Origin of the sequence: Rhodococcus spongiicola (assembly GCF_004011835.1) — a bacterium.
GTDB lineage: Bacteria > Actinomycetota > Actinomycetes > Mycobacteriales > Mycobacteriaceae > Prescottella > Prescottella spongiicola.
The window spans coordinates 511595-534145 of the sequence record NZ_RKLN01000003.1 but is presented as its reverse complement, the minus strand read 5'-3'; the positions used below and the strand labels follow the sequence as shown (position 1 = coordinate 534145).

At 66.3% G+C, this 22551-nt stretch carries 20 protein-coding genes; 11 read left to right on the top strand and 9 right to left on the bottom strand.

Translation table 11 applies throughout. The annotated features are described in order from the left end of the window. Window positions 1–48: 48 nt before the first annotated feature. The 4 genes from hflX to EF834_RS10495 all read left to right on the top strand — a co-directional run bounded on the left by hflX (window position 49) and on the right by EF834_RS10495 (window position 5439). A complete protein-coding gene (gene hflX, locus EF834_RS10510; RefSeq protein WP_235871098.1) occupies window positions 49–1578 on the top strand; it encodes a GTPase HflX in 1530 nt (509 codons plus the stop codon). Continuing rightward, entirely contained in the window at window positions 1571–2740 is a 1170-nt protein-coding gene (locus EF834_RS10505) for a hypothetical protein (protein WP_235871097.1), read from the top strand. Before hflX ends, EF834_RS10505 begins: the two co-directional genes overlap by 8 nt. A 104-nt stretch (window positions 2741–2844) precedes the next feature. Further along, window positions 2845–4146, top strand: coding sequence for a uracil-xanthine permease family protein (locus EF834_RS10500; RefSeq protein ID WP_408014493.1), 1302 nt, complete (start codon window positions 2845–2847; stop codon window positions 4144–4146). 147 nt (window positions 4147–4293) lie between these two features. Next, window positions 4294–5439, top strand: a complete 1146-nt coding sequence (locus tag EF834_RS10495) for an acyl-CoA dehydrogenase family protein (protein WP_127947132.1) — start codon at window positions 4294–4296, stop codon at window positions 5437–5439. Window positions 5440–5495: 56 nt separating this feature from the next. Here EF834_RS10495 and lexA read toward each other — a convergent pair whose 3' ends face one another. Next, a complete protein-coding gene (lexA, locus tag EF834_RS10490) occupies window positions 5496–6224 on the bottom strand; it encodes a transcriptional repressor LexA (RefSeq protein WP_127947131.1) in 729 nt (242 codons plus the stop codon). A 281-nt stretch (window positions 6225–6505) separates the two neighbouring features. Between lexA and EF834_RS10485 the strand changes: the two genes are divergently transcribed. Together EF834_RS10485 and nrdR are read left to right on the top strand one after the other, a co-directional pair. Beyond that, the gene (locus tag EF834_RS10485) at window positions 6506–7006 is read left to right on the top strand and encodes a LysM peptidoglycan-binding domain-containing protein (protein ID WP_127947130.1); all 501 of its coding nucleotides are present in this window, start codon (window positions 6506–6508) and stop codon (window positions 7004–7006) included. A 254-nt stretch (window positions 7007–7260) separates the two neighbouring features. Then, entirely contained in the window at window positions 7261–7752 is a 492-nt protein-coding gene (gene nrdR, locus EF834_RS10480; protein ID WP_127947348.1) for a transcriptional regulator NrdR, read from the top strand. Window positions 7753–7787: 35 nt separating this feature from the next. Here nrdR and hrpA read toward each other — a convergent pair whose 3' ends face one another. Then, window positions 7788–11714, bottom strand: a complete 3927-nt coding sequence (hrpA, locus tag EF834_RS10475) for an ATP-dependent RNA helicase HrpA (RefSeq protein ID WP_127947129.1) — start codon at window positions 11712–11714, stop codon at window positions 7788–7790. Between the two features lie 221 nt (window positions 11715–11935). On the opposite strand from hrpA, the gene EF834_RS10470 reads away from it, so the two are divergent. Next, the gene (locus tag EF834_RS10470) at window positions 11936–13300 is read left to right on the top strand and encodes an MFS transporter (protein ID WP_127947128.1); all 1365 of its coding nucleotides are present in this window, start codon (window positions 11936–11938) and stop codon (window positions 13298–13300) included. Between the two features lie 100 nt (window positions 13301–13400). After that, a complete protein-coding gene (locus tag EF834_RS10465; RefSeq protein WP_127947127.1) occupies window positions 13401–14627 on the top strand; it encodes an aminotransferase family protein in 1227 nt (408 codons plus the stop codon). Window positions 14628–14672: 45 nt separating this feature from the next. Here EF834_RS10465 and EF834_RS10460 read toward each other — a convergent pair whose 3' ends face one another. Next, a complete protein-coding gene (locus EF834_RS10460; RefSeq protein ID WP_127947126.1) occupies window positions 14673–14924 on the bottom strand; it encodes a hypothetical protein in 252 nt (83 codons plus the stop codon). Window positions 14925–14941: 17 nt separating this feature from the next. Between EF834_RS10460 and EF834_RS10455 the strand changes: the two genes are divergently transcribed. Further along, complete coding sequence (locus tag EF834_RS10455; protein ID WP_127947125.1) at window positions 14942–15637, top strand: hypothetical protein; 696 nt, start codon at window positions 14942–14944, stop codon at window positions 15635–15637. 37 nt (window positions 15638–15674) lie between these two features. Here EF834_RS10455 and EF834_RS10450 read toward each other — a convergent pair whose 3' ends face one another. From EF834_RS10450 to EF834_RS10440, 3 genes are all read right to left on the bottom strand, one after another. Continuing rightward, a complete protein-coding gene (locus EF834_RS10450; RefSeq protein ID WP_127947124.1) occupies window positions 15675–16355 on the bottom strand; it encodes a PhzF family phenazine biosynthesis protein in 681 nt (226 codons plus the stop codon). 82 nt (window positions 16356–16437) lie between these two features. Beyond that, window positions 16438–16971 carry a carboxymuconolactone decarboxylase family protein gene (locus EF834_RS10445; protein WP_127947123.1) on the bottom strand — a complete coding sequence of 178 codons (534 nt, stop codon included), beginning with the start codon at window positions 16969–16971 and terminating at the stop codon, window positions 16438–16440. Between the two features lies 1 nt (window position 16972). Then, window positions 16973–17560: a peroxiredoxin gene (locus EF834_RS10440; RefSeq protein ID WP_127947122.1), complete on the bottom strand. Its 588-nt coding sequence runs from the start codon at window positions 17558–17560 to the stop codon at window positions 16973–16975. A gap of 196 nt (window positions 17561–17756) precedes the next feature. Here EF834_RS10440 and EF834_RS10435 point away from each other — a divergent pair, with 196 nt between their 5' ends. Further along, a complete protein-coding gene (locus EF834_RS10435) occupies window positions 17757–18689 on the top strand; it encodes a hydrogen peroxide-inducible genes activator (protein WP_127947121.1) in 933 nt (310 codons plus the stop codon). A 22-nt stretch (window positions 18690–18711) separates the two neighbouring features. Here the strand turns inward: EF834_RS10435 and EF834_RS10430 are convergent, their stop codons facing one another. Then, on the bottom strand, window positions 18712–19476 hold the full coding sequence (locus tag EF834_RS10430; protein ID WP_127947120.1) for a LysR substrate-binding domain-containing protein: 765 nt from the start codon (window positions 19474–19476) through the stop codon (window positions 18712–18714). 72 nt (window positions 19477–19548) lie between these two features. Between EF834_RS10430 and EF834_RS10425 the strand changes: the two genes are divergently transcribed. Next, a complete protein-coding gene (locus EF834_RS10425; RefSeq protein WP_127947119.1) occupies window positions 19549–19980 on the top strand; it encodes a DUF5997 family protein in 432 nt (143 codons plus the stop codon). Between the two features lie 30 nt (window positions 19981–20010). On the opposite strand, the gene EF834_RS10420 is transcribed toward EF834_RS10425, so the two are convergent. Both EF834_RS10420 and EF834_RS10415 read right to left on the bottom strand, forming a co-directional pair. Beyond that, a complete protein-coding gene (locus tag EF834_RS10420; protein WP_127947118.1) occupies window positions 20011–20925 on the bottom strand; it encodes a diacylglycerol kinase in 915 nt (304 codons plus the stop codon). Next, window positions 20922–22550, bottom strand: coding sequence for an FAD-binding oxidoreductase (locus EF834_RS10415; protein ID WP_408014492.1), 1629 nt, complete (start codon window positions 22548–22550; stop codon window positions 20922–20924). Before EF834_RS10415 ends, EF834_RS10420 begins: the two co-directional genes overlap by 4 nt. Between the last annotated feature and the right edge of the window lies 1 nt (window position 22551).

The following is a 22551-nucleotide window of genomic DNA, read 5'->3' as shown; positions in this document are numbered from 1 at the left end:
CGAAATCCGTGTGCGCACCCCTCACGGTTCGTGGGACCATGAGGGTGTATGACGAAACCACAACCCACCAAGTTCCCGTCCGTGCCGGAGTCCACCGAGACACCGGAGTTCCCCGCTCGATCGGTAGCGTTCGAGCGCGAAGAGTATCTCGAAGACGCCTATCTCGAAGACGCTTATCTCGAAGACACTGCTGCACCATCTGTCGGTGAAATGCAGCTCGACGAGCGCAGCGCGCTACGTCGCGTTGCGGGACTGTCCACCGAACTCACCGACGTCACCGAGGTCGAGTACCGACAGCTACGGCTCGAACGCGTGGTCCTGGTCGGTGTGTGGACCCATGGGACTGTCGCGCAGGCGGACGCGAGCATGGCCGAACTCGCAGCACTCGCCGAGACTGCGGGCTCGGAAGTTCTCGAAGGCCTGGTGCAACGACGGGACAAGCCGGACTCCGCCACCTACATCGGCTCCGGCAAAGCTGACGAACTTCGTGAGGTCGTCCTCGCGACCGGTGCGGACACCGTCATCTGTGACGGCGAGCTGACGCCGGCGCAGCTCACGGCCCTGGAGAAGGTCGTAAAGGTCAAGGTCATCGACCGGACCGCGCTGATCCTCGACATCTTCGCTCAGCACGCCACCTCCCGGGAGGGCAAGGCCCAGGTCGCGTTGGCGCAGATGGAATACATGCTGCCGCGGCTGCGCGGTTGGGGCGAGTCGATGTCCCGACAGGCAGGTGGCCGCGCCGGCAGCAACGGCGGTGTCGGTCTGCGCGGTCCCGGTGAGACCAAGATCGAGACGGATCGTCGGCGTATCCGCGAGCGGATGGCGAAGCTGCGGCGTGAGATCAAGGGGATGAAGTCCGCCCGCGACACCAAGCGCAGCCACCGGCTGCGCAGCGAGATCCCTTCGATCGCGATCGTGGGTTACACGAACGCCGGCAAGTCGAGTTTGCTCAACGCCCTTACCGGCTCGGGTGTGCTCGTGCAGGACGCCCTGTTCGCCACCCTCGACCCCACTACTCGACGGGCCCGGTTCTTGGACGGGCGCGAATACGTCCTGACCGATACCGTCGGGTTCGTCCGGCACCTGCCGACCCAACTGGTCGAGGCGTTTCGGTCGACACTCGAGGAGGTGTCGGATGCCGATCTGCTGCTCCACGTCGTCGACGGTTCGGATCCGCTCCCGACCGACCAGATCAAGGCCGTCCGCGAGGTGATCACCGAGGTGATCCGCGAGAGCGATATGCCCGCTCCGGCCGAGTTGATCGTGGTAAACAAGATCGACGCGGCGGACCCGGTGGTCCTGATGCAGTTGCGTGGTCTCCTGCGCGACGCCGTGTTCGTTTCCGCCAGCACCGGGGAAGGTGTCGATGAGCTTCGAGCACGTTTGGGTGAGATCGTCCGTCGCCCCGAGGTCGAGGTAAATGTTCTTGTCCCCTACTCGCGAGGCGATCTCGTCGCCCGGATCCACTCGGACGGTCAGATTCTTGATACGACGCACGAAGAACAGGGCACCCGGATGCGGGTGCGGGTGCCTGAGTCGCTTGCATCCGCCCTCGTCGACTACGCCGGACGTGGGTAACGCCCGCACCATCCTGCGATTCTCATTGGCAGCGGTTGTGATGGCCGCGTCGAGCCTGCTAGTTGCGGCGCCCGCGGCCTCCCAAAGCGCCGGATCCTCCGGAGTCCTGGCTCCCGGAGCTCGGTTCGAGCAGTGGTGCACCCCCACCGATCCGGCACTGCGCGAACTGTCTGGGCTTGCTGTCATCGACGGCACGATGTACGGCGTCGGTGACAGCGGGACCGATGACACGGTCGCCGTGCTGGGCGGGGACTGCTCCGTGACCAGCACGCTGTCGGTGCCCGTGGATCCCTACGACATCGAGGACATGGGTGTCGGGCCGGATGGTCGCCTGTGGCTCGCCGACATCGGCGACAACAATCGGGTTCGTTCGACAGTCGCGCTGACGAGCCTCGACCCCACGTCCGGCGAGGGGAATCTGCACCGGCTGACTTATCCGGACGATGCACACGACGCGGAGACGCTGTTGGTCCAGCGCGACGGGGTCCCGCTGATCGTCACCAAGGAGATCCTCGTCGCCAACGGGATCTATCGTCCCGTCGGTGGTTCCGCACTCGACGACCTCGAGTCGCCCGGGCCCACACCGCTCGAGCGCGTCGGCGAAGTACGCCTCGGTCCCACCCCCACGCCGGGAGGCCCGGTGCCGGTGGGCGGGTCCACGCTGGTAACCGGCGGTGCGGTCAGTGCCGACGGCACGGTCGCTGCGCTGCGTACCTACACCGACGTGTACTTGTATTCGGCCCCCGACGGTGACCTGGTCCGAGCGATCACGGCAACCACTCCCGTCCGAGTGGAGCTACCGAATGAGCCACAGGGCGAGGCCATCGCGTTCACCCCGGACGGTGACCTGATTTCCGGCTCCGAGACCGCCGGGGGACCGCCGCCGCCGCTTCGAATCTTGCGGGGAGCCAACGAACTTGCGCGCAGCGGGGGGCAGTCAGTGAATCTGCCGTCAGGGGATCCGGTCGCGGTGTCGGCGGAGATCACTGGCTCTGACGAACGACCCGCCGAGCAGGGCACGGATGAACACCGGTCGGCGGGCGGGCCGACTTCGGTTCTGATCGGTGGTGCCGTTGTCGCGGGACTCGCGAGCTACGCGCTCGTCCACCGTCGCTCACGCGCGGCTCGGCGCCGCCGGGCGGCGGATTCGGGAGCCGATTGAGCGTCAGGACGCTTCGTCCTTCCGCGGCTACGACTTCACGGTCCCGGCGCCGTGAGCGCCACCGGTTCCGGTGCGGGTAACGGCTACACCTACTATCTCGTTTCGTGATTGAGCTGGAGAGAACCGAATCCACGACGAGGGGGCCGGCCCGCGCCTGGTCCTGGGCTGTCCACGGTGACGGCCGAAGAATCAGTGACGGCGCGGTGGTGGCACCGCACGAGCGGCTGTCATGGCCGCGCACCATCGGTATCGGCATACAGCACGTGATCGCGATGTTCGGTGCCACGCTGCTGGTGCCGACGATCACCGGATTCCCGGTGACCACGACGCTGCTCTTCTCCGGCATCGGCACGGCACTCTTCCTGCTCATCACCCGTGGACGCATACCCAGCTACCTCGGTTCGTCCTTCGCCTTCATTGCGCCGCTGAGCGCCTCCGCGGGCGAGGGTCCCGCAGCTCAGCTCGGCGGCGTCGTCGCGGCGGGTGTGGTGCTCATGCTGGTCGGCGCCCTCGTGAAGGCGGTAGGCGCCCGTGTCATCGACGCCGTCATGCCGCCTGTCGTGACGGGTGCAGTCGTCGCGCTGATCGGCCTCAACCTTGCTCCAGTGGCCACAGGATCCTTCCAGGCGCAGCCGCTGATCGCTGCGGTCACGTTGTTGGCCATCATGCTCGCGACCGTGGTCGGCCCGGGCATCCTCGGTCGACTCGGCATTCTGATCGGTGTCGCTGTCGGCTGGGTATTTGCCGCCGTCACGGGCGGTATCGCCGACGAGCGGGTCGACGCACTGAACGAGGCGGCGTGGTTCGGCGTCCCGGACCTGCAAGGCCCGACCTTCGAGCTGTCGGTGGTCCTGCTCGCACTGCCAGTCGTGATCGTGCTCGTCGCCGAGAACGTCGGACACGTCAAGGCCGTCGCTGCCATGACCGGGCGTTCACTCGACGACCAGGCCGGCAACGCGCTTTTCGCAGACGGGCTTGCCACCACGTTTGCCGGTGTGGGCGGCGGTTCGGGTACCACCACATACGCCGAGAACATCGGCGTCATGGCGGCCACCCGTGTCTACTCCACCGCGGCCTACTGGATCGCCGCGGCCACAGCGGTCATCTTGTCCTTCTCGCCCAAGTTCGGTGCGCTCGTGTTCACCGTGCCCGAGGGCGTCATCGGCGGCGCGACCCTCGTGCTGTACGGCCTGATCGGTGTTCTCGGCGTGCGGATCTGGTTGGACGCGAAGGTCGATCTCACCGACCCCGTCAACCTGACCGTGGCCGCGACCGCCCTCGTTGCGGGCGTCGGCGACCTCACCTTGTCGATCGGATCCGTCGAACTGGGCGGCATTGCGTGGGGCTCGGTCGGCATCCTTATCGCCTACCCTGTGATGCGGCGGCTCTACGCACAGCGCCGCTGACCTCGGCCGAGCACTGTTCGTTTCTGCGATACACGGTCACGAATCGTGCTCGCCTCGGTCATGGATCGACGCTGACCGGCGCCCTACGGTCGTGTCGAGGAAGCACACCCGCTTACCCACCGGTGGACGTAGACACGAGGAGAAGTAGTGGAACGCACGCTGTTCGAACCGGAGCACGAACTATTCCGAGAGTCCTACCGCAAGTTTCTCGACCAGCACGTCGCGCCCTTCCACGATCAGTGGGAGGAGCAGAACATCGTCGATCGCTCGGTGTGGGTAGAGGCTGGCAAGCAGGGCTTCCTCGGCATGGCGGTGCCCGAGGAGTACGGCGGCGGGGGAGTTGACGACTTCCGCTACAACATGGTCCTCACCGAGGAGACGACCCACGGCGGCTACTCAGGCCTCGGCTTCATGCTGCACAACGACGTTGTCGCGCCGTACCTGATCAACCTGACCAACGACGAGCAGAAGCGGCGGTGGCTTCCGGGGTTCTGTTCGGGTGAGCTCATCACCGCTATCGCGATGACCGAACCCGGCACCGGCAGCGACCTGCAGAACATCAAGACCCGTGCCGTGCGTGACGGAGATCACTGGATCCTCAGCGGCGCCAAGACTTTCATCACCAACGGCATCAATGCTGACCTCGTCATCGTCGTCGCGTGCACCGACCCGGAGAAGGGGGCGCAGGGCTTTTCGCTGTTCGTCGTCGAGCGCGGAATGGAGGGTTTCGAACGTGGGCGAAACCTCGACAAGATCGGACTGAAGGCCCAGGACACGGCTGAACTCAGCTTCACGGATGTGCGGGTGCCTGCCGAGAACCTGCTCGGCGAGGAGGGGATGGGCTTCATCTACCTGATGCAGAATTTGCCGCAGGAACGTATGTCCATCGCCGTGGTCGCCGCCGCTGCCATGGAATCCTGCCTCGAGATGACGATCCAGTACTGCCGCGATCGCAAGGCTTTCGGCAAGTCCATCGGTAGCTTCCAGAACACCCGATTCGTGCTTGCGGAGCTGTCCACCGAGGCGACGGCTGTGCGGGTCCTCGTCGACCGTTTCACCGAGCAATTGTGTGCCGGCAAGCTCACGGTGCAGGAGGCGGCGATGGCCAAGTGGTGGACGACCGAGGCTCAGGTCAAGCTCATCGACCGGTGCCTTCAGTTGCACGGCGGCTACGGTTACATGCGCGAGTACCCGATCGCCAAGGCGTACATGGATTCTCGCGTCCAGACCATCTACGGTGGAACCAGCGAGATCATGAAGGAAATCATCGGCCGGGGTCTCGACCTGAACTGATCGATGGCAACGAGACGGGCGGGCCGGCGGTGAAACCGCGGCCCGCCTGTTTCGTCTCAGAGCTTGCGCATCACGGTGACAACCTTGCCGAGGATCGCGGCGTCGTTGCCGGGTATGGGGTCGAACAACCGGTTGTGCGGCATGAGCCAAACGTCCTTGCCGGTGCGCTTGAACGTCTTCACCGTGGCTTCCCCGTCGATCATCGCGACCACGATGTCGCCGTTGTCGGCGACGTTCTGCTGGCGCACGACCACCCAGTCGCCGTCGCAGATCGCGGCGTCGATCATGGACTCACCGACGACCTTGAGCAGGAACAACGAGCCCTGCCCGACCAGTTCGCGAGGCAGGGGGAAGACGTCCTCGACGGCTTCCTCGGCGAGGATGGGGCCACCGGCGGCGATCCGGCCGAGTACCGGGACAAGCGTCGGTGTGGGCAGTTCGTCAGCGGGCGAGATGGTCGTCGAGGCGCCATCTACGCTCTGGAACCCCTGGCTCGTGTCCGTGGCAGGACCGTCCAGACCGCGTACGTCGACGGCCCGGGGGCGGTTCGGGTCGCGGCGGAGGAAACCCTTACGTTCGAGGGTGCGCAGCTGGTGTGCGACCGATGACGTCGATGTCAGCCCCACCGCGTCGCCGATCTCGCGGATGCTCGGAGGGTAGCCGCGCTCGGCGACCGAGGCTCGAATGACCTCGAGAACCTTGCGCTGACGTTCGGTGAGGGTGCCGGCGTCGACGGACAGCTCGTTCCCGGTTCTGCCCGCGGTACGCGAGGTGTCGTCCTTCATGTCCGTTCGCCTCCTTGCGGCTCCGCCGCGTCCGCGCCGGATTTGTGGTGCCGGTCTTCCATTTCGCCTGCATGCATCCGCCTGTTTGCACAGCAAATGTATCCCGATCATCTCTCGACTTCAAACATCAGTTCGACTTGTAGGTCGATTATTGCTGACTTTTGCTCGGGCACGTGGTAGAAATCGAATATGTGTTCTATCGAACACATGAGCGAAGAGTTGGAATTCGAACGACTTGTATTGCGTCAGGCAGGCGAAATCGACTCGGTGGGAGGGTTCGGATGAACGTGGCACTCTCGGGGAACGGCGAGGCGCGGATCAGCGCGACACAGATCGGGGCGATGCAGACCGGACGGAGGCCCGCCTACCGCGCCGACAGGACTCGTCCCTCAGCCGGCATCGTCCGCTACGACGAGATCCCTCGACGCGGGGTGTCTCGAACGCGTGCGGCGCAGACTCCGTGCGCGTCGCACGGTCGGGGCCGTCGGCGCGCGTGGTCGGCCGGCTTCACGAGTGTGGTTGCGACGGTCGTGGTCACGGCCGGCGTCGTTGTCGGCATGGACACGCTCGCGAGGCTGGCGGCGGCGCCGGACGGGATCCCAACGGGGACTGCTGCAGTGCAAGTGCGTGATGGTGAGACCCTGACCGCTGTCGCGTCACGGGTCGCGCCGGGCGCGCCGGTCGGCCGGGTGGTCGACCGCATCATGGAGTTGAACGACATGCCGGGTGTGAGCGTCCGGGCCGGTCAGACACTGCTCGCACCGGTCTCGCTCGCTAGCTGAGCTCGGCCACAGGCCAGGAATGGAGGAGGCGCTCGATCATGGCGCTGCCGCCACAGCCGGACTCGGTGCTCGCTCGTCTAGGCACCGGGGAGTCGCTGCCGATCTGGGAGAGGCGGGTATTCTCGAATCCTGTCAGTCACACCACATCAAGTGGTCGCGTCGAGTTCGTTCCTGCTGTGCGTGCGCCGGTCCCACTGGAACCGGCTGCGGTCGAGAAGCGACGCAGCGGCCACAACGGCTACGAAGGACGCACCATGCATTGCCCGTTCTGTCGGCACCCTGATTCCCGCGTGGTCGATTCCCGTGAAGCCGACGAGGGCGCGGCAATCCGTCGGCGGCGTGCGTGCCCGGAGTGTGGACGCAGGTTCACGACCGTCGAGACTGCGGTCCTCGCGGTGGTCAAACGCAGCGGTGTCACCGAGCCGTTCAGCCGAGAGAAGGTCGTCCGTGGCGTGCAGCGGGCCTGCCAGGGGCGGCAGGTCGACAACGATGCGCTGTATCTGCTGGCGCAGCAGGTCGAGGACACCGTGCGTGCGTCCGGGTCACCGGAGATCCCCAGCCACGAGGTCGGATTGGCCATTCTTGGTCCCCTTCGCGATCTCGACGAGGTCGCATACCTGCGTTTTGCGTCGGTGTATCGGTCCTTCAGCTCGGCCGAAGACTTCGAGCGGGAGATCAACGACCTGCGGACTCACCGCGAGAGCCGCGCGGCCGAACTCGCGGACGCCGAGTCGGCAACCGAGTAGCTTCTCGGCCCACCGCACTGCGGTGCCGAGGCGGCTCAGCGGCGGATTGCGTCGATCGCCTTGAGGATCCGCTTCTCGGACACCGGAATTGCGGTGCCCAGTGTTTGTGCGAACAGGCTCACGCGTAGTTCCTCGATCTTCCACAGGATTTCGTCGACATCGGCGTCGCTGCGGCGTTCATCCGGAAGTGCCGAGATCATGCGGTCGTACGCTGCGTACACGCGGTCGAGTGAGTCCATCCCGGTGCGGTCGCGCTGGCGACTAGCCGGTAGGGACTCGAGGCGCATTGCCGCTGCCGCAAGGTAGCGGGGCAGGTTCTCGAGGCGGCTCGAGCCGAGCCGGGTCACAAACCCGGGGAACAGCAACGACTCCCGCTGTTCCCGTACGTCGTCGGCGGCCTCACCCGTAGCTTGATCGAGGAGGACGGCCAGTCGGTGCGCCGCGGCGAGCGCGGGCAGCAGTAGTCGCAACAGCCGTGCGACCCGGGTCGTGAGCTGTGAACGGACGGTGGCCTTCAGTGTCTCGAACGAGACCGGATCCCGAACGGGGCCTCCGTTCTCGGCGATCAACTCGTCGACAGCACAGGCTCGACAGTCAGCTAGGAGGGCGTCGAAGCTGCCGTTCGGATTCTGTCCGAGCGCCAGCCGGTCGCCGTTGCTCATGCCGCGCGTCACCGAGTTGGCCGGGGTTGGAACGGCGCGCAACAGGAGGTCGCGGGTGCCGTCGTGCATCGCGGCACGCTGCGCCGCGCGGGTGGTCAGTACCCGCACCGCGACCCCGGACTCCTCGGGAACGAGCGCCGGGAATCCCGTGACCTTCTGGCCGCTGACCGTGTGGGTCACCGATTCCGGCAGCGTGCCGAGAGTCTGCTCGGTCCACTCGACCGCGGGCCGTCGCTCGGTGTCGGAGGTCGCCTTGGCTACTTCCGCCTCGACCCGTGGAGCCAGTTTGCGGCGCAAGGCGGTGAGATCCTTGTCCTTCCCGAGGATGTTTCCCTTCTTGTCCACGGCGGCGAACGTCATCCGCAAGTGCGCGGGCAGAGAGGTGATGTCGAAGTCCGTCGGTTCGATCCGGCACGAACCGAGCCGCGAGAGCTCCCGCGCCATTGCATGGACGAGCGATTCGGACCGTGGTTTCACCGCGGCGAGTGCAGCGGCAGCGAAGTCGGGCGCCGGCACCACTTGGCGTCGTAGCTGTTTCGGCAGAGTCTTTATCAATGCAGCGACCAGTTCGCTGCGCATGCCGGGTACCAGCCAGTCGAAGCCGATAGGGCGAACCCCGGCCAGCAGGGCGACCGGGATACGTGCGGTCACACCGTCATCGTCCTTGCCTGGCTCGAACTGGTAGGTGAGAGGGAACTGTATATCGCTCTGCCGCCACGCATTGGGATAGTCGCCCTCGAGCACGGCGGCCGAGTCTGCGTTCACGACCGTTGCTGTCGTGAAGGTCAGTAGGTTCGGGTTCTGCCGGCGCGCCTTCTTCCACCATGTGTCGAAATGCCTGGCGGACACTACCTCCGGGCCGATCCGTTCGTCATAGAAGTCGAACAGCGTCTCGTCGTCGACGAGGATGTCACGGCGGCGGGCTCGGTGCTCGAGTTCCTCCACGTCGTCGAGCAGTGCTCGGTTGGCGTGAAAGAACTCGTGGTGCGTCCGCCACTCGCCCTGCACCAGTGCATGCCGGATAAACAGCTCGCGTGACGCATTCGGGTCGATCGAGCCGTATGTCACCGGGCGTCCGGTGACCAGCGGGACGCCGTAGAGGGTGACGCGCTCGTAGGCCATCGCGCAAGCTCGTTTGGTCGACCAGTGCGGTTCCGAGTAGGTGCGCTTGACCAGGTGTGGGGCGAGCTTCTCGGCCCACTCGGGCTCGATGCGGGCGGAGATACGAGCCCACAGGCGCGACGTCTCGACAAGTTCGGTGGCCATGACCCAGCGCGGCGGCTTCTTGAACAACCCCGACCCGGGGAAGATGGCGAACCGGCTTCCGCGGGCGCCGAGGAAGTCCCGCTTGTCACCCTCACGGAGCCCGATGTGGGAGAGCAGACCCGCCAGCAGGGACTGGTGGATCGCGGTCTCGGTCGCTCCGGTATCGGCAACGGCGGATTTCATTGTTTCCCATCCGAGCCCGCGGGTGATCTGACGGAGTTGTCCGTGTAGGTCCTGCCATTCGCGGATCCGCAGCCAGTGCAGGAACTCGTTCCGGCACATCTTCCGGAACTGGTTGGAGCTCAGATCCTTCCGCTGAGCGCGGAGGTAGTCCCACAGCCTCAGATAGGCGAGGAAATCGGAGTTCTCGACGTTGAACCGGGCGTGCTTCTCGTCAGCGGCCTGCTGGAATTCGGTCGGTCGTTCACGCACGTCCTGAATCGACAGCGCCGAGACGATCACGAGCATCTCGCGCAGGCAGCCGTTTCGGTTCGCCTCCACCAGCATCCGAGCCATCCGTGGATCGACCGGGAGTTGCGCGAGTTCACGTCCAGTCGACGTAAGCTGCGGTCCCCTCGGCGCCGGGGCGCCACCCGCTGCCTGCTTGCCCGTCGCGATTGCGCCGAGTTCCTCGAGTAGCGCGATGCCGTCACGGATCGCCCGCGGGTCGGGTGCCTCGACGAATGGGAAGGCCTCGATGCTGCCGAGACCGAGAGCCGCCATCTGCAGGACGACCGACGCCAGGTTCGTACGCAAGATCTCCGGTTCGGTGAACTGCGGCCGCGACTCGAAGTCGTCCTCCGAGTACAGGCGAATGCATATGCCGTCGGCGACACGGCCGCATCGGCCGGCACGCTGGCGGGCCGAGGCTTGTGAAATGGGTTCGATCGGCAGCCGCTGCACCTTGGTCCGTACCGAGTACCGCGAGATGCGTGCGGTGCCGGGGTCGACGACGTAGCGAATGCCAGGCACGGTCAGGGACGTCTCGGCGACGTTCGTCGAAAGCACGACGCGGCGACCGGTATGCGCCGTGAAGACCTTGTGCTGCTCGGCGGCCGACAGCCGTGCATACAGGGGGACGATCTCGGTATTCCGGAGCTTGCGGTCCCGCAATCCATCGGCGGTGTCACGGATCTCGCGTTCGCCGGACAGGAAGACCAGGATGTCCCCGTCGCCCTCCCCGCACAGCTCCTCGACGGCCTCGCATACTGCGTCGACGGGATCGCGGTCGAAGGTCTGGTCGCCGACCTCGACGGTGAGCGGCCTGTACCGCATCTCGACCGGATACGTGCGCCCGGACACCTCCACGATCGGAGCGGGAACGCCGTCGACTGCGAAGTGTTGCGCGAACCGCTCGGGGTCGATGGTCGCCGAGGTGATGATCACCTTGAGGTCGGGCCGGCGGGGCAGCAGCTGTTTGAGGTAGCCGAGGATGAAATCGATGTTGAGGCTGCGCTCATGGGCCTCGTCGATGATGAGGGTGTCGTAGCGGCGCAACATCCGGTCGCGCTGGATTTCCGCGAGCAAAATGCCGTCGGTCATCAGCTTGACGAGGGTGGAGTCCGAGACCTGGTCGGTGAAGCGGACGGTGTAGCCGACGGTGTCCCCGAGCTCTCGGCCCACCTCCTCTGCGATCCGTTCGGCGACGGTGCGGGCGGCGAGCCGGCGGGGCTGGGTGTGCCCGATCATGCCGCGGATGCCCCGGCCCAGTTCGAGGCAGATCTTGGGGATCTGGGTTGTCTTGCCGGAGCCCGTCTCACCGGCGACAACCACGACTTGGTGCGATTCAATCGCGGCGGCGATGTCGTCGCGGCGTGCGCTGACCGGCAGTGTCTGCGGGTACTCGATGGCGGGGACACTGTCCCGGCGGGCAGCCAGGCGAGCGTGTGCCGATGCGATCGCGTCGGCGAGAGCGGCCATTGCCTCGGGAGTCCGGGCCCGATCGAGTCGTTTCCGAAGCCGGTGTTCGTCGCGCAGAGCGAGCTCACGCAGGCTGTTCTTCAGATCCCGGCGGCTCGGAGTTGTCGTGGACATGCTGGCAACAGGGTAGCCAAACCCGCTCGTCGCGCTGCGATGCGGCTGCAAGTGATGCCCTCGACGGCTCATGACCAGCTGGTCGCGGAGTTTGTTCAACGCACTGGAGCGGAGCGCTGTAGGTTCGTTGGGAGGTCGAATCGATTCCTGGTCATGGACGGGGGTCGCGTGGCGCCGACTGCGGCGGAGAGGGGCCCGGCGAAACCCCAAGGAGGCCGAACATGACATCCGCGCGGCCGCCAGACCCTAGGGAATCCGTCCCACCAGGTGTCTTGCGGCGGGCGGTCGCGGCGTCGGCGATGGGCAACGCCACCGAATGGTTCGACTACGGCATATACGCGTTCACCGTGTCCTACATTTCCGTGACGTTCTTCCCCACGGAGGGCGGTTCGGGCACGCTGTACGCGCTGCTCGTGTTCGCGGTGTCCTTCTTGGTCCGGCCGCTCGGCGGGCTGGTGTGGGGGCCGCTGGGTGACCGACTGGGACGCCGGCAAGTGCTCGCCCTCACGATCGTCCTGATGGCGGGCGCGACCTTCTCCATCGGCCTGCTGCCGGGATACGACACCATCGGGTGGTGGGCGCCCTTCCTGTTGGTGCTGTTGCGAATGGTGCAGGGGTTCTCGACCGGCGGTGAGTACGGCGGGGCCGCCACCTTCATGGCTGAATACTCCCCGGACCGCAAGCGCGGCTTCTACGGGAGCTTTCTCGAGTTCGGCACCCTCGGCGGGTACGCGCTCGGTGCGATCGTGGTGCTGGGAGTCGACCTGGCGTCCACGGACGCGTTCATGCAGACGTGGGGTTGGAGACTGCCGTTCCTGATCGCCGGCCCGCTGGGCCTCGTGGGTCTGTACCTGCGGACCAAACTCGAAGACACGCCGGTGTTCCGGGAACTCGAAGAAGAGGGTGCCCTGGAGCACGCGGCAACCACCGAGTTCAAGGACCTCGTCACCCGGTATTGGAAGCCGATTCTGCTGCTGAGCGGGCTGGTGGTCGCACTCAACATCACCAACTACACGTTGCTCGGCTACATGCCCACATACCTCGAGACTCAGATCGGTCTGACGTCGACGGAGTCCCTGACGCTGTTCACCGTCGGTCAGCTGGTCATGATGACCATGATCCCGTTCGCCGGCGGACTGTCGGACCGGGTGGGGCGAAAGCCACTGTGGTTCACATCTCTGATCGGTCTGTTCGTGTTCGCGATCCCGATGTACCTGTTGATGCGCCAGGGCTTCGGGTGGGCGATAGTCGCGTTCGGGATCCTGGGGACCCTGTATCTGCTGCAGTTGTCGACCATCTCGGCCACGTTCCCTGCGATGTTCCCCACACACGTCCGGTTCGCGGGGTTCGCCATCGCGTACAACGTGTCGACATCGCTGTTCGGCGGCACGGCGCCCGCCGCCAACGATTTCCTCATCGACTGGACGGGAAACACCCTGATGCCCGCGTTCTACATGATGGCTGCCTGCGTCGTCGGCCTCGTAGCGCTGCTGTTCGTCACCGAGACAGCGGGAGCGTCGATCCGCGGGCGCGGCATTCCAGGTGTGGACACCGAGGCACGGCCGACCGCCTTCGCCCACAAGTAGCGCCGGTCGGGGAGTCCGGAAAGCGGTGACTCGTGATCCAGTGGCATAGTCGCCTGCAGCGGTTTTTTGAACCTGCGGTGGTTTTGAAGAAGGGACGAAGATGACTTCGGCACTGTGGCACGGTTTCGCGGACATGGGAGCGGTGCAGCGCGACGGCGCGTTCGTCGTGACCCGGGGTGAGGGTGCTTACATCTGGGACGATCGCGGGGCTCGATATCTGGATGCGACTGCCGGCCTGTGGTTCACCAACGTCGGGCACGGACGTACCGAGATCGCCGACGCCGTCGCGGCGCAGTTGTCGAAAATGGCACACTTCTCGAACTTCGGCGATTTCACCTCCGACGTCACGTGCGCGCTGGCCGACCGGTTGGCCGAGATCGCGCCGGTGCCCGGTTCGAAGGTGTTCTTCACGTCGGGTGGCTCCGACTCCGTCGACACGGCTGCCAAGCTGGCCCGCCGGTACTGGACCGAAGTCGGGCTGCCGTCGAAGAAGCTGATCGTGGGCAGGCAGAAGGCGTACCACGGCATGCACGTCGCAGGCACCGCTCTTGCCGGTATCCCGGTCAACCGTGAGGGGTACGGCGAGCTGATGCAGGACACGCGCACCGTGCAGTGGGACGACGCGAAGGACCTGCTCGATCTGATCGAGCGTGAGGGCGCCGACACTATCGCCGCATTCTTCTGTGAGCCGATCATCGGTGCCGGTGGTGTCTTTCTTCCTCCTGCGGGCTACCTGACCGAGGTGCGGGATATCTGCCGCGAGCACGGCATCCTGTTCGTCGTCGACGAGGTCGTGACGGGGTTCGGTCGGATCGGCGGGTCGTGGTTCGCGTCCACCCGTTTCGATCTTCAACCCGACATGGTGACCACCGCGAAGGGACTCACCTCGGGATATGTTCCGATGGGGGCGGTCCTGGTCGCGCCGCGCGTCGCCGAGCCGTTCTTCGGCGGCGGAGTGTGGTGGAGGCACGGCTACACCTACGGCGGGCACGCGGGGGCGGCGGCCGCTGCTATGGCCAATCTCGACATCATCGAGCGGGAAGGCCTGCTCGCGGAGTCGAAGCGGCTGGAAGCGTCGCTGCACGAACATCTGTCTCCGCTCGTGTCGCACCCGCGGGTCGCGGAGGTGCGTAGCGGACTCGGCGCGGTCGCGGCGGTGCAATTGGCCGATCCCGCCGAGGCGCTGTCGTTCGTGAAAGCGCTGCGGGAGGTCGGGATCTCGGGTCGTGCCGCCGGGCAGGGCGCCATGCAGTTCTCGCCGTCGTTCGTAATGACCGACGATCAGATCGCCGAGATGGCAGCGGGAGTGGCCAAGGCGCTGGGCTGAGCACCACGGCTCCAGCGCCGGCGCAGCGGCATCGGCACAGCCGGCTCAGCGGCGCCTGCGCAGTCGGCGCGACACGCGTTGCAGCAGGGGTGGTTTCACCTCGACAAGGTCGACTGTGGCGCGGTCGGCGGCAGCGGACGCCTCCGCGTAGCGGGCGTGGAGCCGGTCTCGGACCTCGTCGGCACTGTAGGCCCGTCGCCGCCGGTCGGCTCGTACCACCAGGACACCACCGGCGGCGACGCCCACGGCGCCGGCCAGACCTAGGGCTTTCCACACGCGTCTGCTGTCCAAGCGCATCGCCTTAGGCTAGGTGTATGAGTCGGCGGAAGCACGTATCTCAGGTGGATCTGGATGACGCGGTGGATATAACCCGCACCGGAGACATCTGGATCTTCCGTGGGCAATCCGGGGCCGATCGTGCGATCCAGACACTCACGAACAGCCCCGTGAACCATGTCGGGATGTCCGTCGCCCTCGACGATCTGCCACCGCTGATGTGGCATGCCGAACTAGGGCATTCGCTCCCGGACATGTGGAGCGGCAGGTTCCAGCGCGGCGTCCAACTGCACGACCTGCGCGCCGCCGTCCAGGTGTGGGGTAAGCGTTACGGCCAGCGCGCGTGGCTGCGGCAGCTCGAGAGCCCTGTCACCCGTGAGCAGGAGGACGCGCTTCTGCGGACCATCGCCCGGCTCGATGGCACGCCCTTCCCGTCCACGGCGCGGTTGGCGTCGCGGTGGGTCGGCGGGCGGTTGCCGAATTGGCGTCGGAGCCGAGATCGCGGCGAAGCGCAGCAGGGTGCCGGTGTCGAGAGTGTCTATTGCGCCGAGGTTGTGGCGTCGACCTACGAGGCGATGGGACTACTCACTTCGGAACGCAAGGTCAACTGGTACGACCCGGGCCGATTCTGGAGCGGTGACCGTCTTCCGCTGGCTCCGGGCGTCAGGATGAGCGATGAGATTGCGGTACTCCTCGGCCCGGACGGCCCCGCCGCAGACCTTCCCCGACCGTGATGAAGTGACTTGATGCCTGAATCGACTGTGGCGAGTATCAGATGGTGATCGTGTGTTCCGCGTGGACCAGTCCGCCGATCTCGACCCAGCCGTCGGCATCGAACTTTGTGTGGATCCGAGAGCCTCGTCCCTGGTTGATGAGCAGCGACCGCCTCAGGTGGGCAGTGATCCGCACTGCCGCCGATCCGGTGGCCTCATCTTCGGTAATCCCGAGTTTCGGCGCGAACATTCGTGACCGGATCCGTCCCTCGAGTTCGTCCTCCCATGCCCAAATGTAGTGCTGCCCGTCGGTGAAGTCCTGCGCTCGTGCGTGTTTGACATTGTTGACGTGCTGCATCGGGTGGAGTGCGAAGTCGGGAGCCCATTCGGGTCGGGTGCGAACCCATGCCGCGCCGTGCCGGATGCAGATCTCGACGCGGCCGGCCGGTACTTCGATGGCCTCGACGGCGAAGCCGTTCTGATCCAGCCACCAGGTCAGGCCCACGGTGGGGTGCCCCGCGAACGGGAGTTCGGACATGGGGGTGAATATGCGTGCGCGGACGGTGTGCGCGCCGGGCTCGGGCATTTCGACGAATACCGTCTCGCTGAATCCGAGACGCTTGGCGATCGCCTGACGTTCGGACTCGTCGACGGCGGCCGCGTCGACTATTCCGAGCGGATTGCCGTGCTTACCATCGGAATCGGTGAACACACGAACGACATGGACGTCGATGGTCATACGGACCAGGTTATCGCTGAAACGACCGAAGGCCCCCGAGATGGCAAGACCATGTCGGGGGACCTCGATGCGCGTGGAGAGGTCAGGCGGTCGCGAGGATATCGTTCACGACCAGCGCCTGGGCGACACCCTGGAGGGTGGCAGCGACCTTCACGGCCTCCCAGACCTGCTCCTTGGTGAAGCCCTCCTTGCGGACGACGGCGTCGTGCGCGGCGGTGCAGTCGTGGCAGCCGTTGATCGTGGACACGGCCAACGACCACAGCTCGAAGTCGGCCTTCTCGACACCGGGGTTGCCGATGATGTTCATACGAAGACCCATGCGCACCTGGGCGAACTCGTCACCGAGGAAGCCCTTGGCACGGTAGGCGACGTTGTTCATGCCCATGATCGATGCGGCACCGAGGGCTGCGTTGTACGCCTCGGCCGACAGCACATCGGCGGCCTCCTCGGCGATCTCCCGCAGCACCGAAGCCGACCTGGTGGCGGCTGCGCACGCGAGGAAGGTGCCCCACAGTTGCTGCTCGTTCAGTTCGGTCGTGCGCGCGAGCGAGCCGAGGTTGAGCTTGAGGTCCTTGGCGTACTCGGGAAGCGAGTTCTTGAGATTCTCGACTGACATATCAGACGCCCTCGGTCATGAGAGCGCCGGCGTCGATCGTCGGGTCGCCCTTCTTCCAGTTGCAGGCGCACAGCTCGTCGGACTGCAGGGCATCGAGGACACGCAGCACCTCGTCGACGTTGCGGCCCACGGACCCGGCGGTGACCGAGACGAACTGGATCTCGTTGTTCGGGTCGACGATGAAGGTGGCGCGGTCGGCGACACCGTCGGCATTCAGGACGCCGGTGGCCTGGGCGAGCTCGCGCCCCAGGTCCGAGAGCATCGGGAAGGGGAGGGTCTTGAGGTCCTCGTGCTGGGCACGCCACTGGAAGTGGACGAACTCGTTGTCGACGGAGGCGCCGAGCACCTGGGTGTCACGATCGGCGAACTCGTCGTTCAGCTTGCCGAACGCGGCAATCTCGGTCGGGCACACGAAGGTGAAGTCCTTGGGCCAGAAGAAGATGACGCGCCACTTGCCGGCGTAGTCGTCGCTGGTGACCTGGGTGAAGTAGTCGTCGGGCTGCTTGGCGTCGACCTTGGACAGGTCGCCACCGATCACGGCGGTCAGGTTGTAAGCCGGGAACTGGTCGCCGATCGTCAGCAGAGCCATCTGTCGTCGTCCTCCTACTTGATTCATGCATCTTGATGCGCGGGCACGCACCGTGGATTCAGTGCTGCGCGCTACCCAGAGCGGGTCTGCGAACCGGATTCGTCGCGGCTTCACGTCCTGCGCTGTTCGGGTGGATCCGATACTGCCCGAAACATCTCAAAAGGTAAAATCGATAGGTGGCACTACACTGATAGGTATGGCTGATGGGACTTATCAACCGACACTGTCGCAGCTGCGTGCCTTCGTTGCGGTGGCCGAGTATCGCCACTTCGGAACGGCCGCATCACGCTTGAATGTGAGTCAGCCCACGTTGTCGCAGGCGCTCGCGTCACTCGAGAACGGCCTCGGAGTGCAGCTGATCGAGCGCAGCACCCGGCGTGTGCTGGTGACCGCCGCGGGCGAGCAGCTGCTCACCCAGGCCAAGCTGATCCTCGATGCCGCGGACGGTTTCGTCGCCGCCGCGGCCGGGGTGGGCGATTCCCTCGTCGGCCCCCTGCGCATCGGATTGATCCCGACCGTCGCGCCCTACGTGCTGCCGGCAGTGCTCTCCGCGCTCGGGCGGGAGATGCCAGCCCTGGTGCCGCAGGTGATCGAGGACCAGACCGCTCGCCTGCTCGAGTCGCTGCGGGCCGGTGTGATCGACGTCGCCGTCATGGCGCTGCCGTCGGAGACATCCGGACTCATCGAGATCCCGTTGTACAAGGAGGATTTCGTGCTGGTCCTGCCGAGTGGTCACCCACTCGCGGGCCGCGGCGACCTACCGCTCGACGTTCTCGACGAACTACCCCTACTGCTCCTCGACGAGGGTCACTGCCTGCGTGATCAAACCTTGGACCTGTGCCGGTCGGTCGATGCGCACCCGCTGTCCGGGGACACCCGCGCGACGTCGCTGGCGACCGTCGTGCAGTGTGTGGCAGGGGGATTGGGCGTGACACTGGTGCCCGACTCGGCCGTTCCGGTCGAGACCCGACGCGGTGATCTCGCTTCCGCACGATTCGCCGAACCGGTCCCTGGCCGGACGATCGGCTTGGTCTTCCGGGCGTCGAGTGGGCGCGCCGAGGAGTACCGGAAGCTGGTGCAGTTGCTGCGCGGCGCGGCACCGGCCGGTGTCGCCGCTGTCGAGGGCTGACCAGGCGAGCACCGTCCCGCGGTCAGCGGCGTCTGCGCCCGCCTGTCCTCGGCTTCGACCCCGACTTGCCGGCAGCGCGGCGCCGGTCTCGTGTCCTCGGCTTGGCGGCCTGAGTCTTTTCGCGGGGCGCGGGTTCAGTGCTTTTCGATGTCTTGCTCTTGGGTGTCTCGTGCGGGTTGCGGCCACGCGAGCTGTTTGCGGTTCGGCCGCGGACGATCCCGATGAACTCGTCAACGAGGTTCGTCGTCCGGTCCTCCACCCACGACAGAGCAACGCGGGACTCCGGTGCTCCGTCGAGGGGCCGGTACGTGAGGTCCTTGCGGTGATGCAAGCGCGCGAGTGACTGCGGAACAACGACGACGCCGACGCCCGCGGCGACGAGCGCGATCGCGTCGCCCGTCGAGGCCGGGCGGTCCAGCGCGGGGCGCCCCGGGAGTTGGTCCCACACCAGTGGGGTGTCGAGCGGGTCGAGGACAAGTTCGTCGGCGAGATCGGCGAGCGTGATCTGCTCGGCGGCGGTGAACACGTGGTCCTTGGGCACGACGACGACGGGTACTTCCGCATAAAGCGGGATCATGCTGAGACCGTCGCGTTCGATCGGGAGGCGCAGGAGCGCGGCGTCGGCGCGGTCCCCCCGCAGGGCCGCCGCGGCGTCGGCGGCGTCGACTGCGATCAGTTCGAGCGGCGACTCAGGCATCCGCTCGCCCCAGATGCGAACCCACTTCGCCGGCGTGACACCGGGGACGTACGCGAGCCGGAACGGTCGGGCTTCGGTCGACTCGGTCACCGGGTCAGGCTACCCGCCGGGTCCCTGAGCCGCCGGTGCCGCCGGGTGCTGCCTGCTCGTTACCCTTGACGCATGACGTCGCAGAAGAGCCCCCAGACGATGAAGCCGGCCACCGCCGCCAAGAAGCTGGGTGTATACCTCCAGGCCACCCCTGCCGAGTTCCAGGCCGGCGTGGTCTCGCGCGACGAGCTGAACGAATGGCAGACCAACCCGCCGGAGTGGCTCGCCACGCTGCGTCGCGAAGGTCCGCACCCCAAGGACGTCGTCGCCGCCAAGCTCGGTGTGTCGATCTCCGGTCTCTCCCGTGGCGGCGTCACCGAAGCGCTCACCACCGCAGAGATCGAGGCCCTGCTGGCCGACCAGCCGGACTGGCTCGTCGCCGAGCGGGCCAATCTCGTCGAGGTCCGCAAGGAGGAGAAGCGGATTCGGGAGCAGCAGGCTGCCAAGCGTGAGCAGTCCAACCGCAGGCCGCGTAACGCCGGGCCGTTCAAGCCGTCGACCTAGGGTGCCGGGCTCGAGCCCCGCGGTCGCGACTCAGGCCGGCGCGTGACTCAGGATGTGCAACGCTGACGGAACCGCCTCGATCGTCACTGGGAGAGGCCCGACCCTGTCGCCGTCCGCATAGGCGGGGATGCCCTCGCACTGCAATCGCACGCTGCGTGAACGGTAGGTCTGCACGTCGGGTAGCTCCACGTGCGTGCCCTTGTAGACCCGCGGGAACAGCCGGATCAGCCTTGATCGACGACCGTGCTCGACGACCGTCACATCGAGCAGACCGTCGGTCCTGTCCGCCTTCGGGCAGATCAGCATCCCGCCACCATACGAACGGCCGTTGCCGACTGCGACGAGCGTAGCGTCGACGTGAACGGTTTCCTCGTCCAGTTCGATGCGGTGGCGCAAGGGCTTGACCTGCGAGAGTTCCACGAGCATCGCCAGGTTGTACCGCATCGGGCCCTTCGGCCACGACATCCGGTTGGCGCGATCCGCGACCAGCGAATCGAAACCGCTGGCAACGATGGTGCCCGCCCACACGACCGAACCGTTGCCGAGCGTGATCCGAGCTAGGTCGGACTCCTGCACCTCACCGTCGGCGATCACATCCGCCGCCGCGACAGGGTCACCACGGGGGATACCGAACTCGCGCGCGTGGTCGTTGCCGGTACCCGCCGGTATCAGCCCGATTGGCACCCCGATCTGCGCAGCCGTCTGCAACCCGATGCTGATCGCACCGTCGCCGCCGGCCACGACGAGGGCGTCGGTGCCCTCGTCGATGGCCCGCCGGGCCAGCTTGCGGGCGTGATCGGCGTCCGTACCGATGATCTCGGTGACGGCAACTCCCCGCTCACGCAGGCGTACGACCGCCTTGCGGCCGGCGGTCAGTCCGTTGCCGTGCCCGGCAAGCGGGTTGATCAGGACGGTGACCTTCTCGATCACCTTCTGTGTGCTCACGGAATCAATTTGCCGGGGTTGAGGATTCCTGCGGGGTCGACGGCGTTCTTGACCGCACGCAGGACGGTCACACCCAGGTCGCCGATCTCGTCCCGCATCCACGGGCGGTGATCGACTCCGACGGCGTGGTGGTGCGTGATGGTTCCACCGGCGGCGATGATCGCGTCACCGGCGGCGGTCTTGGCCTTGCTCCACTGGTCGATCGGGTCTTCCTTCTGCGCACACACGATGGTGAAGTACAGCGACGCGCCCGTCGCGTAGGTGTGCGAGATGTGGCACAGCACCAGCGGCGGGGTTCCCTGCCCGGACAACGACTCGGTCAGCGCCTTCGTGACCGCGGCACGTAGGGTCGCGAGATTGCTCCAGGTGGTCGCCGTCTCGAGGGTCTCGACCAGCGCACCCGCATCGAGCAGGGCGTCGCGCAGGTAGGGCGCGTCGAAACGGCCTCGTTCCCAATTGTTTCCGGGCCCCTCGCCCAGCGATGTCGCGCCGTGAGACTGCAGGACCGCGCGAGCCTGGGCCACCCGCTGCGCGGTGTGGTCGGTGGTGCCCTCGAACGTGGTGATTGCGAGGCAACCACCGGTTACGGCTTCCTTGCCGATCTTGTCGTGGGTCGCGAGATTGACTCCCGTTTCGGCCTCGTCGGACAGCCGCAGCACGGTCGGGACAGCGCCTTCGTGCCGCAGTGCGCGCAGTGCCGCCGTGCCGGTCTCGAAATCCGGAAAACGCCACCCCTCCCGGACGACGGACTCCGGAACCGGATGCACCCGCACACGGACCTGGGTGATGACGCCGAGCGTCCCCTCCGAGCCGACGAACAACTCGCCGAGATCCGGACCCGCCGCGGAGGCCGGCGCGCGCCCGGTGTCCAGGATGCCCGCCGGGGTCACCACCCGCAGGCCCTGCACCATGTCTTCGAACCTGCCGTAGCCAGCGGATGACTGCCCCGAGGAGCGGGTTGCCGCGAAGCCGCCGATGGTGGAGAACATGAAGCTCTGCGGGAAGTGCCCAAGCGAGAAGCCGTGCGCGCCGAGCCGCTCCTCGACCCTGGGACCAGGCAGGCCCGCTCCCAGGGTCGCGATACCCGAGTCGGTGTCGAGGTCGATCAGCGAATCGAACCGGCGCATGTCCAGCGAGAGAACCGCGTCGAACCGGTCGCGCACCGGGTCGAGTCCGCCCACGGCGCTGGAGCCACCGCTGAACGGCACCACGGCGATCGAGTTGTCGGCGCAGTAGTCGAGGATCTCGGCGATTTCGGCCTCGGTGCCCGGGATGACCACGACATCGGGTGCGTTCTGTTGTTCGGTGCTGCGGCGGCGCAGCAGGTCGATCGTGCTCTTGCCGCCCGACCGCAGCAGTCGATCATAGTGAGCGGTACTGCAGAATCGTTCGCCGACGATCGCGGCGAGAGCGGCGAGTTGGTCTTCGGACACCGCGCTCGCGGCCAGGACCACGTCCTCCGCCGCACGTTCGGGCGTCTGACGAGTCGTGACGCCGAGGGCCTGCTGCAGCAGGCCCTTGATGCCGTCCGAGAGGGTCGTGCTCTTCTCCGCCAGGCCCCACGCGTCCCACTTCATCGGGGGTGTAGCCGCGACGGACCGATCTTCCACTCGCTCAATACTCATG

Bases quoted from the DNA above. Each gene is read 5' to 3' on its own strand.
- hflX (WP_235871098.1), top strand. From the start codon at position 49: ATGACGAAACCACAACCCACCAAGTTCCCGTCCGTGCCGGAGTCCACC.
- lexA (WP_127947131.1), bottom strand. From the start codon at position 6,224: ATGAAGGACGACACCTCGCGTACCGCGGGCAGAACCGGGAACGAGCTG.
- EF834_RS10485 (WP_127947130.1), top strand. From the start codon at position 6,506: ATGAACGTGGCACTCTCGGGGAACGGCGAGGCGCGGATCAGCGCGACA.
- nrdR (WP_127947348.1), top strand. From the start codon at position 7,261: ATGCATTGCCCGTTCTGTCGGCACCCTGATTCCCGCGTGGTCGATTCC.
- hrpA (WP_127947129.1), bottom strand. From the start codon at position 11,714: ATGTCCACGACAACTCCGAGCCGCCGGGATCTGAAGAACAGCCTGCGT.
- EF834_RS10470 (WP_127947128.1), top strand. From the start codon at position 11,936: ATGACATCCGCGCGGCCGCCAGACCCTAGGGAATCCGTCCCACCAGGT.
- EF834_RS10465 (WP_127947127.1), top strand. From the start codon at position 13,401: ATGACTTCGGCACTGTGGCACGGTTTCGCGGACATGGGAGCGGTGCAG.
- EF834_RS10460 (WP_127947126.1), bottom strand. From the start codon at position 14,924: ATGCGCTTGGACAGCAGACGCGTGTGGAAAGCCCTAGGTCTGGCCGGC.
- EF834_RS10455 (WP_127947125.1), top strand. From the start codon at position 14,942: ATGAGTCGGCGGAAGCACGTATCTCAGGTGGATCTGGATGACGCGGTG.
- EF834_RS10450 (WP_127947124.1), bottom strand. From the start codon at position 16,355: ATGACCATCGACGTCCATGTCGTTCGTGTGTTCACCGATTCCGATGGT.
- EF834_RS10445 (WP_127947123.1), bottom strand. From the start codon at position 16,971: ATGTCAGTCGAGAATCTCAAGAACTCGCTTCCCGAGTACGCCAAGGAC.
- EF834_RS10440 (WP_127947122.1), bottom strand. From the start codon at position 17,560: ATGGCTCTGCTGACGATCGGCGACCAGTTCCCGGCTTACAACCTGACC.
- EF834_RS10435 (WP_127947121.1), top strand. From the start codon at position 17,757: ATGGCTGATGGGACTTATCAACCGACACTGTCGCAGCTGCGTGCCTTC.
- EF834_RS10425 (WP_127947119.1), top strand. From the start codon at position 19,549: ATGACGTCGCAGAAGAGCCCCCAGACGATGAAGCCGGCCACCGCCGCC.
- EF834_RS10415 (WP_408014492.1), bottom strand. From the start codon at position 22,550: ATGAGTATTGAGCGAGTGGAAGATCGGTCCGTCGCGGCTACACCCCCG.